This window comes from Streptomyces sp. NPDC002004, assembly GCF_053593975.1.
In genome coordinates this window covers 18934-34924 of record NZ_JBSFDP010000020.1, presented here as the reverse complement: position 1 = coordinate 34924, position 15991 = coordinate 18934, and the positions used below count along the sequence as shown (strand labels likewise).

At 72.2% G+C, this 15991-nt stretch carries 11 protein-coding genes; 9 read left to right on the top strand and 2 right to left on the bottom strand.

The window, feature by feature from the left end; all coding sequences use genetic code 11:
• Positions 1-152: 152 nt before the first annotated feature.
• From ACWCP6_RS25200 to ACWCP6_RS25190, 3 genes are read left to right on the top strand one after another with little or no spacing between them, the layout of a single operon-like run.
• Positions 153-1994 carry an ABC transporter ATP-binding protein gene (locus ACWCP6_RS25200; RefSeq protein WP_450934809.1) on the top strand — a complete coding sequence of 614 codons (1842 nt, stop codon included), beginning with the start codon at positions 153-155 and terminating at the stop codon, positions 1992-1994.
• Complete coding sequence (locus ACWCP6_RS25195; RefSeq protein ID WP_450934808.1) at positions 1991-3706, top strand: ABC transporter ATP-binding protein; 1716 nt, start codon at positions 1991-1993, stop codon at positions 3704-3706. The genes ACWCP6_RS25200 and ACWCP6_RS25195 overlap by 4 nt, the downstream gene beginning before the upstream one ends.
• A 7-nt stretch (positions 3707-3713) precedes the next feature.
• Positions 3714-4523, top strand: coding sequence for a thioesterase II family protein (locus ACWCP6_RS25190; RefSeq protein ID WP_450934807.1), 810 nt, complete (start codon positions 3714-3716; stop codon positions 4521-4523).
• 148 nt (positions 4524-4671) lie between these two features.
• On the opposite strand, the gene ACWCP6_RS25185 is transcribed toward ACWCP6_RS25190, so the two are convergent.
• Entirely contained in the window at positions 4672-5337 is a 666-nt protein-coding gene (locus ACWCP6_RS25185) for a TetR/AcrR family transcriptional regulator (protein WP_450934806.1), read from the bottom strand.
• A gap of 1911 nt (positions 5338-7248) precedes the next feature.
• Here ACWCP6_RS25185 and ACWCP6_RS25180 point away from each other — a divergent pair.
• Both ACWCP6_RS25180 and ACWCP6_RS25175 read left to right on the top strand, forming a co-directional pair.
• Positions 7249-8610: a salicylate synthase gene (locus ACWCP6_RS25180; protein WP_450934805.1), complete on the top strand. Its 1362-nt coding sequence runs from the start codon at positions 7249-7251 to the stop codon at positions 8608-8610.
• 55 nt (positions 8611-8665) lie between these two features.
• Entirely contained in the window at positions 8666-10648 is a 1983-nt protein-coding gene (locus tag ACWCP6_RS25175; RefSeq protein ID WP_450934804.1) for a BTAD domain-containing putative transcriptional regulator, read from the top strand.
• A gap of 79 nt (positions 10649-10727) precedes the next feature.
• On the opposite strand, the gene ACWCP6_RS25170 is transcribed toward ACWCP6_RS25175, so the two are convergent.
• Positions 10728-12032: an AMP-binding protein gene (locus ACWCP6_RS25170; RefSeq protein ID WP_450934803.1), complete on the bottom strand. Its 1305-nt coding sequence runs from the start codon at positions 12030-12032 to the stop codon at positions 10728-10730.
• A 185-nt stretch (positions 12033-12217) separates the two neighbouring features.
• On the opposite strand from ACWCP6_RS25170, the gene ACWCP6_RS25165 reads away from it, so the two are divergent.
• From ACWCP6_RS25165 to ACWCP6_RS25150, 4 genes are all read left to right on the top strand, one after another.
• On the top strand, positions 12218-12643 hold the full coding sequence (locus ACWCP6_RS25165; protein ID WP_450934802.1) for a contact-dependent growth inhibition system immunity protein: 426 nt from the start codon (positions 12218-12220) through the stop codon (positions 12641-12643).
• A gap of 319 nt (positions 12644-12962) precedes the next feature.
• Entirely contained in the window at positions 12963-14069 is a 1107-nt protein-coding gene (locus ACWCP6_RS25160; RefSeq protein WP_450934801.1) for a S8 family peptidase, read from the top strand.
• Positions 14070-14118: 49 nt separating this feature from the next.
• A complete protein-coding gene (locus ACWCP6_RS25155) occupies positions 14119-15165 on the top strand; it encodes a DUF2804 domain-containing protein (protein ID WP_450934800.1) in 1047 nt (348 codons plus the stop codon).
• Between the two features lie 248 nt (positions 15166-15413).
• Positions 15414-15980, top strand: coding sequence for a PadR family transcriptional regulator (locus ACWCP6_RS25150; protein ID WP_450934799.1), 567 nt, complete (start codon positions 15414-15416; stop codon positions 15978-15980).
• Positions 15981-15991 lie beyond the last annotated feature (11 nt).

Sequence of the window (15991 nt, the reverse complement as noted above, 5' to 3'; positions counted from 1 at the left end):
GGCTCCTTGTAGACTTATTGTACGCGTACAGATAGTCGCGTGAGGGAGATCGGAGGAGCGGTGAACGAGGCAGGTCTGAACAGAGGACGGGTGCTCCTCGAGGTGGCCTTACCGCACGACGCCGCCGGCACGGCGGCGAAAGAGGCGCGGCAGTGACCACCGAAGCCGAAACCGCCGAGCGGACCGACGCCCCCGCCGTGCAGCCGGGCGCCGAGGTCTCGGGACGGCAGGCGCTCACCGGGCTGCTGCGGCCGTACCGGCTCCGTCTGACCGCCGTCCTGGTCCTCCAGGTCGTCAGCGCCCTCGGGGGCCTCGCCCCCCTCATCGCCGTCGTGGAGCTGGGACGTGCGCTGCTCCTGCCCGGCCCGGTGGACGAGGGTCACGTGTGGGCCGTCGTCACCGTCGGCGCGATCGGGCTCCTCGTCCGCGTCCTGTTCGCGGCCCTGTCCTCGGGGATCGGACACGTCGTCGACGGCGAGCTCCAGCTGTCCCTGCGACGGCTGCTCGCCGAACACCTCGGCCGGGTGCCCCTCGGCTGGTACGCGCGGCGCAGCTCCGGCGAGTTGGGCCAGGTCGTGCAGAACGACGTCGGCGATCTGCACCCGCTGACCGCCCACACCCCCGGGGAGATCACCTCGGCGGTGGTCGTGCCGCTGGCCTCCCTGGTGTACCTGTCCGTCATCGACTGGCGGCTCACCCTGGTCGCGCTGGTCCCGGTGCTGCTCGGCCTGCTGCTGAACCTCATGCTCATGTCGGCCGGCCGACGCCGCGACCAACTCGCCCTGGACGCCGCCATGGGCCGGATCGCCGGCTCCGCAGTCGAGTTCGTCGAGGGCATTTCGGTGGTGAAGGCCTTCGGTGGATCGGGTCGCGCGCACCGCGCCTTCATCAAGGCGGCGGACGACTTCGCCGACTACTTCCTGGGCTGGGTGCTCGGCGTGGCGGGCCTCGGCGCCCTGGCCTCCCTGGTGCTGTCACCGCCGTTCGTCCTCGTGCTCGTCCTCACCGGCGGCATGGCGCTCATCACCTCCGACGCGATGCCGCCCGCCGACCTGCTGCCCTTCCTGTTGCTCGCGCTCGGGCTGACCGCACCGGTCGCCGCCCTCGGACACGGCCTCGACGACGTACAGGCGGCCCAGCGGGCGGCCGGCCGGATCCGCGCCCTGCTCCGGGTCACACCGCTGCCCGAGCCGCCCCACCCCATGACCCCGCACGGTCACCGCGTGGAACTGCGTGACGTCCGCTTCGCCTACGAACCGGGACACGAGGTCCTGCGCGGCATCGACCTGGTCCTCGAACAGGGCACCGTCACAGCACTGGTGGGACCCTCGGGCAGTGGCAAGTCCACCCTGGCGCAGCTGTTGCCGCGGTTCTTCGACCCGACGCAGGGAAGCGTGCTGATCGGCGGAGTCGACCTGCGGGACATCGCCTCACGGGACCTGTACGGCCTGGTCTCCTTCGTCTTCCAGGACGTACGGCTGCTGCGCGCCAGCGTCGCCGACAACATCGCCCTCGCGGTGCCGCACGCCGACCGTGACGACGTGGTCCGCGCGGCCCGGCTCGCCCGCATCCACGACCGGATCCTCGAACTGCCCCGTGGCTACGACTCCGTGATCGGCGAGGACGCGGGGCTCTCCGGCGGAGAGGCCCAGCGGATCTCCATCGCCCGTGCCCTGCTCACCGACGCCCCGGTGCTGGTACTCGACGAGGCCACCGCGTTCGCCGACCCCCGCACCGAGTACGACGTGAGGCGCGCCCTGGACACGCTCAGGGAGAACCGCACACAACTGGTCATCGCCCACCGCCTGGAGACCATCGCCGAGGCCGACACCGTCGTCGTCCTGGAGGACGGAGCCGTGTCGGAGCGCGGCACGCCTGCCGAACTCCTCGCGACGGACGGGAAGTTCGCGGCGATGTGGGAGGCCCAGCAGGCCTGGCCCGACCTTGCGCCGCAGGACCGAGGAACGATCGTGCAGGGAGATGAGTGCCGGTGATCCGTCTGTTGCTGCGCGTGCTCGGTGACGAGCACGCCCGCCCGCTGCGCCGCACGCTCTCCCTGATGACCGCGACCGCGGTCGCCGAGGGCCTGTCCTACGCGCTGCTGGTCCCGATGCTGGACGCCGTCTTCGGCGGCGAGCCCCGGGACGCCTGGCCCTGGCTGGGCGCCTTCGCGTCCGCCGCGGCCGTCTGCGCCGTGCTGCGCTACCGCTCGGACGTCTCCGGCTTCCGTGTCGGGGCCGCGCTCTCCCGGGGCCTGCACCACCGCCTCGGTGACCATCTGGCGCGGCTGCCGCTGGGCTGGTTCACCCCGCGGCGGGTTGGCGACGTGTCCGTTCTCGCCGGCCGAAGCGTGCTCCAGGTGATGGCTGTCCCGGCCCACCGCCTCCAGCCCCTCATCGGTGCCTGCGTCACCCCGCTCGCCGTGGTGGCCGTGATGCTCTGCTACGACTGGCGGATGGGCCTGGCCGCCCTCGTGGCCGTACCCGTCGTCGCGGCGACGCAGATCTGGACCGGCCGGGCAACGGCGGCCCAGGACGCGGAACGCGCACGCCGCGGCGACGAAGCAGCCGGACGCGTCATCGAGTACGTCCGAGCTCAGCCCGTGCTGCGCGTGGGAGGCCGGACCACCGACGGGTTCCGGCTGCTGGACGACGCGCTCGACGGCCAGCGACGTGCAGTACGACGCTCCGCGCTGTCGGCGCTGCCCGGCGTACTGGGACTGTCCTTCACCGTGCAGGCCGTGTTCACCGTGCTGCTGGTGCTGGGCACCTGGCTCGCACTGGGCGGACGGGTCCAGCCCGCCGAGGTGCTGGCGCTGCTGGTGCTGGCCGCCCGCTGCGTGGACCCGCTGCTGTCGCTCTCCGACCTGGGCGGTCAGATGCGGGCGTCGCGCGGCGAGATGGAGCGGCTCGACGCCGTGCTCGGCGAACGGCCGCTGCCGGAAGCCGAGGAACCGGTCGAACCACGGGGCGGCGACCTCGCCCTGGACTCGGTGGAATTCCGCCGAGGCGGCCGCACGGTGTTCGACGGACTGTCCCTGACCGTGCCCGAGGGCGAGCACCTCGCGGTGGTCGGCCCCTCGGGTGCGGGCAAGAGCACGTTGCTGCAACTGCTTGCGCGGTTCCACGACGTGGACGCCGGCGCCGTGCGGTTGGGCGGCGTGGACGTACGCGACATCGCCACCGAGAACCTGATGCGCCGCATCTCCGTCGTCTTCCAGAACGTCTACCTCTTCGACGGCACCATCGAGGAGAACGTACGTCTCGGCCGCCCCGGTGCCGACGACGCCGAGGTCCGTGCCGCCGCGGCGGCCGCCCGCCTGGACGAGGTGGTGGCCCGGCTCCCGGACGGTTGGTCGACCAGGGTGGGCGAGGGCGGTGCGGTGCTCTCCGGCGGAGAGCGCCAACGCGTCTCCATCGCACGGGCGTTGCTGAAGGACGCCCCCGTCGTCCTGCTGGACGAGGCGACCTCCGCGCTGGACCCGGAGAACGAACGAGCCGTCCAGGACGGCATCGACCGGCTGCTGGAGGGGCGGACGGTGGTCGTGGTCGCCCACCGGCTGCGGACCGTCCGGCAGGCGGACCGCATCGCCTTCCTGGACGGCGGACAAGTCGTCGAGGAGGGAACGCACGACGAGTTGCTGCTCAGGGAGGGCCGCTACGCCCAGTTCTGGCAGGTCTCCCTGGCACCCGTACCCAGTGAGTGAGGCAGACATGATCTCCGAACCCCCGATACCGGCCCGCGTGGGGACGGCGGTCCGCTGCCCGGTGCCCCGCGTGTGCGCAAGAGCCCGGGTGCTGTGCTTCCCGCACGCCGGCGGCGCAGCGAGCCACTACCGCAGATGGGCCGTGGACGCCCCCTGGGACGTCGAGTTCGCGCTGATCCAGTACCCGGGCCGTGAGGACAGGTACGAGGAACCGGCGCCCACCGACATGGCGGCCCTGGCCGGCGCGATCACCGGCGAACTCCTGGCCGACCGGCAGGAGAGGGCATCCCTGCCGACGGTGCTGTTCGGGCACAGCATGGGTGCCGCCGTGGCGTACGAGGTCGCCCGGGGACTGACCGCCGCCGACCGTGCGCCCGCCGCCCTGGTGGTGTCCGGCCGGCCTGCGCCGAAGCTGTCGCGCCCGGGCACCGTGCACCTCGGCAGCGACGACGACCTGGTGGCCGACCTGCGCCGCCTCGGTGGCACCGGCAGCGGCATCCTGGACAACGAGTCCCTGATGACGGCCGTACTGCCCACCATCCGCCGTGACTACCGGCTCATCGAGACGTATCGGTCGCTGCCCGGTGTTCCGCTGCGGGCCCCGGTCACCGTCCTGTACGGGGACCGGGACCCGGAGGTCGACGAGCGGGAGGCCGAGGCGTGGCGTGGGGCGACCGAGGGCCCCTGCGAAGTGCACGTCCTCCCGGGAGACCACTTCTACCTCGAGGCACACCGCCGACAGGTGCTCGACCGGGTCGTGGCACGGGCCCGGGAGGGATCGGCCGGCACACCCGCCGCGTGGTCCGCCATGCCGTGAGGCGTGCTGCTCCGTCGCGGGGACGGAGCAGGTGCCGGGCGGTGCCCGCTCCGGCATCCCGTCGGGGCATGACACCGGCCGGCTCCCTGTGCCGCGCGGTCCTGTGAGGATGCGGACCCCACCGCGCCGCGCGGCAACAGGAGCCGGATCAGGCGCGGGCGATGAGCCCGTCGACCACCGCTTCGAGACCCTGGCGGTAGGAGTCCCGGCCGGTGAGCTCGGCCCACTGGTCGGAGAGGGAGGCGAGCCGGGGGTAGGAGTCCGCCGACAGGGCGGCGAACGCCTGGTTGCGGTGCGAGGGCCGGTCGCTCTGGGCCTGCCGACGCTCGCGGGTCACGCGGATCATCAACTCGCCCACGGTGTAGTACCAGACGACGCGGTAGGCCTCGACGGCCTGCTCGGGGGTGAGGCCGCAGTCGACGGCGGCGTCCACCATCGCCTCGACGATCCACAGCGCGGAGACGGCCATGAGGTCGTCCGAGGCGAGCACTTCGACGATCCAGGGCCAGCCCGCGAGCACGTCGTGCAGCAACTGGCCCGCGGCGATCATTCGCTCGCGCGGCTCCTTCGGCAGTTCGGGCCGGGGGATGCTCTGGGCGTGCGCCTCCAGGAGGAGGAGCAGCAGCTCGTCCTTGTCGCGCACATGGTGGTAGAGCGCCATCGGTGTGCTGTCGAGCTCTTTCGCCAGGCGCCTCATCGACAGGCCGTCGGCGCCTTCCGTCGCCAGCAGACGCTGTGCGGCCGTGATGATCGCCTCCTGCGACAGCCGGGGAGGACGACCGGTTCTTCCAGTGCGCTTAGTTCGGGGCTGCATCCATCCATCTTCCTTCACGTCTCGGCGGGCGCTGCCGCGGCCCGCTGCTGAGCGGGCGCGGTAGGTGTCCGTGACTTCTGTGGGGGCGGGGCCCTGTCCTCGCAGGTGGCTCGGCGGGTCCCACCTGCCGTCGCCCTGTGGCGGGCGACCGGAGCCGCGCGGCCCGGAGACTGAGCGGGGACCTGCCCGGGCGGCATCCGCTACCGGCCGCCCTGGCCCCCTGACCTCACGAAGTGCTCGGAGAGACTCCAGGGAGTCCCGAACACCTCGGGGAATACGGAGAGTTGGCCCCCGGGACGCTTGGGCGACACCGTAGCACCAGGCCGATGGATTCCCGCGGTGGCTCCGTCCCCCGGCGGGTCCCGGCGGGCGCCCGGCCGGACCGCGGGGTGTTCGGCCTGGTCGGACCCTGTCTCTGGGTGTCGGGGTCGGTGCGGGGGGTGACAACCGACCGGCCTCCAGTTATAGTTATCATACGTGTACAACGTACGGGTACAAAAACTCTGGGGGAGTGGATGTCTCAGGCGGGGCTGAACCGGGTGGGGCGCTGTTTGCGGTGGCCCTGGCCCGGTTCGAGGTGACTGCGGACGTGGCGATGGTGAGCGTGGCGCTCCCCGGGGCGGGGGTCGGGTCCGGCCTGGTCCGGCCGCCACGTGTCGTCACCCTCCACGCCCTCGTGTTCGGGGGCTTCCTGTTGTCGGGCACCCGAGCCGCCCTCCGGTGTGAGGGCGCGGACCGTACGGAGGGGCTCGGCGTGTACGCCGCGGTGTCCGCGGTCGACGGCGGTGCGGGTGTCGCGATCGGCGCGCTGCTCACCGAACACGCAGACCGGCGCCGGATGTTGCTCGTGAACCTGCCGAGGGTGCTCGGCGCGACGGTTCTCGCCATGCGCGGCGCGCCGCACGGCATGCGCGGCGAAGAGCGCGGTCGGCCCGAGAGTGCCGGCGCCCTCCCGGCCCCGGCCGGCGCCGACGGCCCCCACCGGGTTCTGTCCGGCCGGCGGTGTGTCGGGGCTCGCAGTGCCGGAGGTGGTCCTCGCCCTCCCGGTGCGGGCCCGCGGCCCGGAGTGCGGTCCGACGTCAGTTGCTCCCGCACCGGCCGCGCGATCCGTCGGTGCGGCGTCCGACGCCCGCCGGCGCCGACTCCACTCGGGCCGCTCCGAGTGCGGAGTAATGGGCCGCGGCATCCGGTGCCGTCATCCCCCGTAGGGTCGCCGACCCTTTCCCGCTCTGTGTGCGGCCCTGCTTCCGATATTGGGAATTCAGGATTCCGGCGATGAGCTGCTCGAATGGGGGGATGAATGTTTTCCCTTCACCGGATGGCCGCGTGTAATTATGTTGATCAGCGGTAACCGATTAGGTACAATCGCCAACTGGTTCGGTCGATGCGGTTGTCCATTCGTATCGGCATGACGGTTCATTGACACGGGGGTATCGATGCCTGGTCGGCGTGTATCGATGACGAATTTCAGCCAATCGCGACCTGAGCGATCAGCCAATTCTGTGGTGCGCGTTGCCTGAGCGGCAAGGGTGAGAGCCGGGTGCCTCGCCGTAGAGCTGCCTGCTCACCGGCATGAGGTGCGTGGAACTGCGTTTCATTCTGCAGCATGCAGGGGGCGCGATCTACTTTCTGTCTGAATTCCGTCTTTCTCGGTGAGTGCAGCCGTCGCGTCAACGCGGCGTGCGTCGCACTGACAATGGTGTGCACAGGCGGCGGTGCATTTCTCGATCGAAGGGCTCTGCCGTTCCCCTGCGCGCATACCCTGTGCGTCCTGTGCGGTCTGCTCGATCTGTCATGGATTTCCCGCAGGGGGCGGGACTGTCGTCGTCCACGAGCCGTACCCGGCTCGGCGAGGCGCGGCGTCGCCCTTCACTTGGAGGAAGTGAAATGAAGGCTCATTATCGCACTGCCGTGGTGGAAACCACATGTGAACCGCTGGATATCGCCGTCGGCCTCGCCGCCTCGGGCCTCTTCGACACATCCGTGGTCTACGAGGGCCCCGACGGGTGGTCCATGGCCGGCGGCGTGGCAGCCGAAGTGGTCGTCGACGCCGAGAACATACGATGTACGAGGCTCGGTGCGACCCATGAGGAACCATGGGTCGGCGATCCCCTGACCGCGGTGCAGGAGTTCCTGTCCGACCTGCCCATCGCCGACTGGACCGCGTACGGCTGGTGCGCCTTCGAACTCTCCCACGCCATCGCAGGGATGACGGTGGAGGCGGGAACACTGCTCCACCTCGTGGTCCCCGAGACTGAGCTCCGGCTGACCGGGTCCCGGGTCCTGCTGCGCGGCCTGGACGGCGCCGCGCTGACCGCGGTGGAGGACGCGCTGGCCCGGATCGCGGCGGACACGGCAGGGGGCACGGCACCGGTCGAGCCGGTGCCCGTTCAGGTGGGCCTTGAGGCCGGTGCCGACGACTACCGCCGGGGCGTGGCGTCGCTCGTCGACGAAATCCGCGCCGGCAGGTTGCAGAAGGCCATCCTCTCCCGTGAGATACCCGTCGAGACCGAGATCGACTTCCCCGCCAGTTATCGCAGGGGCCGCCGGGAGAACACCCCGGCCAGGTCCTTCCTCCTGGACATGGGCGGGCTCCGCTGCTTCGGGTTCAGTCCCGAGACCGTCGTCGAGGTGTTAGCCGACCGCCGGGTGGCCAGCCAGCCGCTCGCCGGCACCCGCGCCCTGACCGACGACCCCGACCTCAACCGCAAGCTCCGCGAGGACCTCCTCTCGGACCCCAAGGAGCTCCACGAGCACGCCATCTCGGTGAAGCTCGCGGTCGACGAACTGGCCGGGCCGTGCAAGCCGGACTCCGTCGTCGTCGAGGAGTACATGTCCGTCAAGGAGCGCGGGTCCGTCCAGCACCTGGCCTCGAGGGTGGTGGGCCGGATGCCCGAAGGAACCAGCCCCTGGGACGCGTTCGCCGCCGTCTTCCCGGCCGTCACGGCTTCCGGGGTGCCCAAGCACGCCGCCTACGAGGTCATCCGCAGGCACGAGCAGAGCCGCCGAGGGCCGTATGCGGGCACCGTGCTGAAGGTCGCCGAGGACGGCACCATGGACGCTGCCCTGGTGCTGCGCAGCGTCTATGCGCAGGGCGGCAGGACCTGGCTGCGGGCCGGCGCCGGGATCGTCGAACACTCCCGGCCGGACCGTGAACTCGAGGAGACCCGGGAGAAGCTGCGCACCGTGGCCACGTCGCTGCTGGCGTGCTCCGAGGGCGTCGAGGGCGGGGCGCCCGGTGCCGCGCCCGTCCGTACCGCGTCGCACCACTGATCAGGACACCAGCGTTGATGGCGACCACACACCCACTCCTGGAGGCAATGGCACCGTGCTGACGACGGGGGATTGCATACGTATTCAGTTACTGGGTCCGATACGGGCCTGGAGAGACGGCAGGGAGGTCGTCCTCGGCCCTCCGAAACAGCGCGCCGTCCTGGCACTGCTGGCCAGCCGGGCCGGCGATGTCGTAGGGATCGAGCACATCATCGACGCCGTCTGGGGGAGCGACATCCCGCGGACCGCCGCCAATGGCGTCCACACCTATGTGGCCGGGCTGCGCCGCGTGCTGGAGCCGGGCCGCAGCAGGCGAGGCACCAGCTCCGTCCTCGCTTCCGCGGCGGGCGGCTACTGCCTGCGCGTCAGCCCCGACGCCGTGGACGTCAGGCGGTTCGCGCAGCGCCATGCACAGGCGCGCCGAGCACGCGCAGAGTCCGACACCCGCGCAGCCCTCGAGCAGTACGAGGACGCCCTGGCGCTCTGGCACGGCGAGCCCTTCGCGGGCATCCCCGGACCGTTCGCGGCCGTGGAACGGACTCGGCTGCAGGACCTGAGGATGACGGCCGTCGAGGAGTGGGCGTCGGACATGCTGGAGGCGGGACGGCACGGCGAAGTGGTCGCCGACCTGTCCGCGGCCGTGGCCGAGGAGCCGTTGCGCGAGAAGCTGCGCTGGTTGCTGATGCTCGCCCTGTACCGCTGCGACCGGCAGGCTCATGCTCTCGCCGTCTACACCGAGACCCGGCGGCTGCTCAACCGGGAGCTGGGCATCGAACCCGGCGCGGAGCTGCGCAATCTGCACCAGGAGATACTGGCGGGGCGTGCGGTCGCCGCCGGCCGGGACCGCACCCCTGTACCGGCGCCGGCGCCGGCCGGTGACCTTGCCGAGATCGCTCTGGCGGACACCCCGCTCCCCGCCCAGCTGCCTCCGCTGGCCCGAGGGTTCGTCGGTCGCAGGGAGGAACTGGCCCAGCTGGAACGGGTACTGACCGAGGAGGGGTCACGGCTCAGCGCCAGCACACGGGTGGCCGTGGTGGACGGCCTGGCGGGCGTGGGCAAGACGGCGGTCGCCCTGGAGCTGGCGCACCGGATGAGGGACCGCTTCCCGGACGGCCAGCTGTTCGTCGACCTCGGCGGCACCGGACTTCAGGGGAGTCCGCTCACGGCGGCCGAGGCGCTCGCCCAGCTGCTGCGCAGCCTCGGCGTCGACGACGCGCGTATCCCTGACGACCCGGCGGGGCGAGTCAGCCTCTACCGCAGCCTGCTGCACGGGCGGCGCATGCTGCTGGTGCTCGACGACGCGATCAGCGCCGAGCAGTTGCGTCCGCTGATTCCCCGAGGCGCATCGAGTGTGCTCGCCACCAGCCGGCAGCGGCTCACCGGACTCGCGATCCGCGACGGGGCCCACCTGATCAGGGTCGGGCCGCTCTCCGATCCCGAGTCGGCGGAGCTGCTCACCTACCTCGGCGGGGAACGGCTTCGCGAGGAGAAGGCGGTCATGATGCGCCTGGCGCGCATCTGCGGAGGGCTGCCGCTGGCGCTGCGCAGCGCCGTCGAAGGGCTGATCGCGGCACGTGACGTCCCGCCGACCGCAGCGGTGGAGCGCTACGTCGACAAGCGCGGGTTGCTGGACCGTCTCACCGTGGAGGGGGATGCGGCCGCGAATCTGCGCACGGTGTTCGAGGCGTCGTACCAGGCGTTGCCCACGGATGCGGCCCGGATGTTCCGGTACCTGGGCCTGTACTCCGGCAGCCCGATCACGGTGCACGAGGCCGCCACCCTGGCGGGCACGAGTCGTGCGACGGCCCGGCATCTCCTCGACCTGCTCGTCAACAGCCACCTGCTGGACAGGGTGTCCAGGCACCACTACCGGTTCCACGGCCTGATCGGGATCTACGCCGCCGAGTGCGCCCAGCGTGAACCGAAGAACAACCGTGATCTGGCGGTGATCCGGATGCTCGGGCGGGAGCAGGGCTTCGTGCCGCGCCGCACGGCGGCGCTGGAGGACAACAGGGTGGCGCACGTCACCGCGAGCTGATCTGCCGGGATGGAAGGGGCGGGGCCGACGAGGCCCCGCCCCTTCGCGTCGTGCCGGGGGCCGGAAGGGCGCCCCAGGATCAGGCGAGTGCCGCCGGCGGTTCGGCCAGTTCCAGGCCGCCGTCGGCCAGGCGCCGCCCGGACACCCCGGAACGCAGCAGCGGACCGCCCTCCCAGCTCGGCACCGCGCGCCCGGGGCGGCGGACGGCGTCGAAGGGGAGCGCGGGACCGACGGCGCACAACTCACCCGTCTGACCGGCTGCCAGAGGGCGGCCCAGGCCGTCCACCACCCGCACCCGGATCTGGGGCACCGGAGTGCCGAGTGCCCCCGACGGCGACTCCGCCGCCCCTGCCGACGTGAACTCCCGGGACGTCCAGGGCAGGACGCCGTCCGTGGGGGCGAAGTCGGCCCGCAGCCGGGTGCCCGGGAGCGCGGCGAAGTGCCGGGCGACCAGCCCGTCCGGCACGGGGCCGCCGACGAGCTGCACGAGCCGCGGCCGGATCGGGAGTGCGTCCACGACGGCGTCGTACTCCTCGGGACTGAACACGGCGGCGCACGCCCTCCCGTTGCGTTCCGCCGACGCCCCGGTGCCGGGCAGCGTGCGCAGCGACCCCCCGCAGGCGAACGCCCACCACATCGCGGACAGCGCGCGCGGGCCCGCCGGAGGGCCGGCCACGAAGACCCGGTGCGGAGCGGAGCCCGCCGTCCGGATCCGCTCGGCGAGGGCGAGTTGCCAGGCGCGGTGGTCGACCAGGTGCCCGGTGGGCCCATCGGGTCCGCCGTCGGAGACCAGCAGGTGGGCGGCTTCCCTCGGGTGGGACCGCGGAAGCGTCGGCTCCACCCGGTGAGCGGCGATCCGCCGCCAGGTGTCCTCGTCGTCCAGCGACAGCGTGGCGAACCGCCGCGGCCAGGCTTCCCGAGTGGAACGGCTGCACAGGACGGTCGAGGCACCGCTGACCGCGGCGATCGTATGGAGCTCGGGCCTGCCGAGACCGTGCGCGGCGGGCACGCACACCCCTCCCGCCTTGAGCACGGCCAGCTGCGCCACCAGTGCCTGCTGGTGGTCGTCGCAGTGCACGATCACAGGGTCGCCGAGCTGGACTCCGCCGTACAGCAGCACCGATGCCAGCTGTGCGGCCCGCAGCTCGGCCTTGGCGAAAGGCAGTTCGCCGCGGGCGTCCTGCACGGCGACGGCGCCGGGGCGGCGCCGGGCCGTCCGGCTGAACAGGGCGTCGAGCGTGTCCTCCGACGGCGAAGGCGGCCTCCCTGCGGTCGTGGTGCGCGTGCCGGGGCCCGCGGCACGCGCCGAGGCGAGGGCGGGTGCGGTGCGAGGCGTCCGCACGGCGTGCGCCCGGCGTGCCGCCATGGCATCGTCAGTGATCACTGTTCTCTCCGGGTCGGGGACGAACCCAGCCTGGCGCCACCCTCTGGGGAAGTTCTTGATGAAAAGTCCGCGCCCCCTCGCGCGGTGGGCGCGAGGCGTGGTGAAGCGGTGCGTTCAACAGGGGGCGCGGGACCCCGAGTCGGGCGACGACGGACGGTGTCCCCCCAGGGCGGAGAATGAGCCCCATGGACCGTCTGCTGCACCTCGACCGCACCCTGGACGAGCTGGACCCGCCCCGCTGGGCGGCTCCGGCCGCCGACGCGACTCGCCTGGTCCGCACGGTGCATGAGCTGCGGTGCAAGCCACTGGGCGAACTCCGCCCGGCGGACTTGCGCACGCTGGTCACCCAGCGGGTGGCCCTGCCGTACGTCCTCCCGCTCGCGGTGCGCCTGCTCCTCGATGAGCCGCTGCTGGACGCGTATTTCTACGAGGGGGACCTACTGCTCGCGGCCGTCGAGGCCCCGGCCTCGGCCTGGGCCGTGCTGCCGGACCTCGCCGCGCTGCTGCGTGCCGTGATCACGACTCTGCCGGCGGCGGAGGCCGCCCGCCTGCCGCACGGAGCCGCCGAGGAACTCACCCGTTTCGCCGCGGAGCCCGGAACACCTGGCTGACCCGGGGAGATTCCGGCGGGCGGACCGAGGCCTGGACGCAGCGGTGGACGCCACGGCGGTGTTTCTTCCGCGTGAGTTCGACGAACCACCGCTCGGCCATGTCCGGCCAGGACGAGCCGGTCGGGGTGAAGGGCGGAGGGAAAGCGGAGGGAAGCGCGGGTGGGTGGTCGGTCGCTGCCTGACGCCCGGCACAGCGCCCGGGACGGCCCCTGCCGCGTGGGCCCGGAGAAATCCGGCAAGGGATGCAACGAACGCCGATCGGTGAGCGTCCTAAGCCTCGACGCTGTGTGGGATCGGTGAAGGACCAGGGGGAGACGACGTGAAGCGGAGAACCACCAGGGGGTGGATCGCCGCGGCCGGGATGGCCGTGGTGTTGGGGGTGTCCGGGTGTGCGTCCGGGGCCGGGGCATCCGCGGCGTCCGGGCCCGGGGCGTCCGGTGCAGGGTCGGCCGGCCGCTCCGCCGCCACCCCGTCCGGGGAGCGCGTCACCACCGAGGGACTCGCCGCCGCCGGTTCCGCCCGGCCGCTGCGCCCCGTGACCCGGCGTGTGCCGTGGAGCCTGGACCGGCTGGACCAGCGGACCCGGCCGCTCGACGGCAAGCTCACCACCCGGGCCACCGGCCAGGGTGTCCACGTCTATGTGATCGACACCGGACTGGACGTCTCCCACAAGGAGTTCGCGGGGCGCGCTTCGCTCGGTGCGGACTTCGTCGGCAGGGCGGACAGCGGGGACTGCCTCAACGAGGACGGACTGGGGCACGGCACCTTCGTCGCGGGCGCCATCGCCGGCGCCAGGTACGGGGTCGCACCGAAGGCGCAGGTCGTCAGGGTCCAGGCGATCCGCTGCGAGAGCGAGGAGGGGGAGTCCGGAGGGTCCGCGGCCCAGGACGCCGCGCTCGTCAAGGCCGTGCAGTGGGTCACCGCCCATGCGCGCCGACCCGCGGTGGTCAACATGTCCCTCAGCCTCGACCGGCCGTCGCCCGCTCTGGACGCAGCCGTGAAGCGGATGATCGCCGCCGGTCTCCCCACGGTGGTGGCTGCGGGCAACTTCCGCGACGACGCGTGTCGGCACTCCCCGGCGGGGGTTCCCGGCACGATCGTCGTCGCCGCCTCCACACCCGGCGACCGGCCCTGGAACGACACCTCGTCCTACGGTTCGGACTACGGCCGGTGCGTGGACCTGTATGCGCCCGGCCAGAAGATCACTTCCGCTTTGGCGGGCGGTGGAACCACCACCGACCCGAGCGGGGCCACCTCATGGGCAGCGCCGCACGCCACCGGCGTGATCGCCCTCTACCTCTCCGCCCACCCCACCGCCACGCAGTCCCAGGTCCACGTCTGGCTCGACCACCAGGCCACCCGGGGGGTCCTGAGCGGCGTCCGCTCGGACACGCCCAACCGGCTGCTCAACACAGGCGGTCTGTAAGAGCCGGAACGCATCTCCTCGGCCTCGGTCCGGCCGGTAAGGTCGGGCCGTGGCCACGCAGGAACGCGAGATCACCGCTCCGGTCGAACTGTGCTTCCCCGACGGGTCTCTCAACCCCGCTGCCGTCGGCTGGTCGCGGCACCCCGTGCACCGTTCCCGGATACCCGGCTGGGGGCGCACGAAGCGGTGGGAGTACTGGTGCGTGACCACGCCCACCCATCTGGTCGCCCTCACCGTGTCCGATCTCGACTATCTGGCCCTGAACTCCGTCTACGTCCTCGAGTACGCCCCCGGGGGGCTGGAGTTCGAGCGCACCGCGGTCGTCCCGGGCGGCCGCGGGGTGCGCCTGCCCGACAGCGTGGCCGGCAGCCCGGGAGTGCCCCCGCTGGTCGTCGGCCCCGACCGGCCGGTGCGGGGACAGGTGAGGATCGAGATCCGCGACGAAGGCGCGGCCACCCGGCTGCGCGCCCGGTGTCTGAGCCCGGACCGCCTTCCGGTCGAGGTGGATCTGCTGGTCTCGCTGCCCGACGGTCAGGAGACACTGTCCGTCGTGGTGCCCTGGAGCAGCCGGCGCTTCCAGTACACCTCCAAGCACACCGCCCGTCCGGCATCGGGTTCCGTGCGCGTCGGCGGTGACGTCCTGGAGTTCGAAGGCGACGCCTGGGGCACGCTCGACCACGGGCGCGGACGATGGCCCCGCTCCGTGACGTGGAACTGGGGCGCCGCCTCGGGCCGCACGGACGGCCGCACCGTGGGACTGCAGTTCGGCGGCCGATGGACCCGGGGCACCGGCAGCACCGAGAACGCGCTCTGCGTGGACGGCAGGATCACCAAGATCGGCGAGGAGCTGCTGTGGACGTGGTCGGCCGCGGACCCCCTGGCACCCTGGACGGTGCGCAGCGCCGCCCCCGGAGTGGTGGACCTGGTCTTCACCCCCTTCCACAAGCGGTCCTCCCGCATCAATGCCGGGCCGATCGCCAACCGCACCGACCAGTGCTTCGGCCGCTACAGCGGCCGGGTCGTCACCGACGACGGTGAACGCATCGCGGTGGACGGGCTGCTGGGGTGGGCGGAGGACGTCTCCATGCGCTGGTAGCCGGGTACGGCCATGGGGTCACGTGCTGCCGCGGGGAGCCGCGCACTTCCGTGGGGCCGTGCACTGCCACGGGGAGCCGCGTACTGCTTGGGGTCGCGCACTGCCGCGGGAGCTGCGTCCTGCCGACGGGAAGGGCGTCGGGCCCGCTCCACCCGGACCGGATGCTGCCGCAATCGGTCAGGGTGAGCCCCGTCTCATCAGGGCACCCGCCCTTGTCTATGCAACTTGTTGCATAGAAGGATCGGGGCATGGCGCTCGAACACGCGATCCTCGTCTCGCTGCTGGAGCAGCCGGGGACCGGCTATGAGCTGGCCCGGCGGTTCGACCGGTCCATCGGATACTTCTGGACCGCCACCCACCAGCAGATCTACCGCGTGCTCAAGCGCATGGAGGGCGAGGGTCTCCTCCACGTCCGCGAGGTGCAGCAGCAGGGCAGGCCGGACAAGCGGGAGTACTCCGTCGCCGCACCCGGCCGGTCCGTGCTCTCCCGCTGGCTGCACGAACCGAGCGAACCGGAGAGCGTCCGGCACGACCTGGCCGTCAAGATCCGCGGCGCGGCCTTCGACGACCCGAGCGCGCTGATCCGCGAGGTCGAGCGGCACCGGAAGGCCCACAGCGAGCGCCTCGCGCACTATCTCGCCGGGCAGGAGCGCGACTTCACAGGCCCGGAGGCCCCCGCGTCACTGGACGCCGGCCAGGAGCTCCAGCACGCGGTGCTGCGCGGCGGCGTCGCATACGAGCGGATGACGATCGCCTGGCTCGACGACGTCCTCGCCACCCTCCACAGACTCGAAGCACCGCGGCCGGGCAGCTGAGCCGCCACCGC

Coding starts and splice junctions, on each gene's coding strand:
- ACWCP6_RS25185 (WP_450934806.1), bottom strand. CDS start 5,337: ATGCAGCCCCGAACTAAGCGCACTGGAAGAACCGGTCGTCCTCCCCGG.
- ACWCP6_RS25150 (WP_450934799.1), top strand. CDS start 15,414: ATGGCGCTCGAACACGCGATCCTCGTCTCGCTGCTGGAGCAGCCGGGG.
- ACWCP6_RS25190 (WP_450934807.1), top strand. CDS start 3,714: ATGATCTCCGAACCCCCGATACCGGCCCGCGTGGGGACGGCGGTCCGC.
- ACWCP6_RS25165 (WP_450934802.1), top strand. CDS start 12,218: ATGGACCGTCTGCTGCACCTCGACCGCACCCTGGACGAGCTGGACCCG.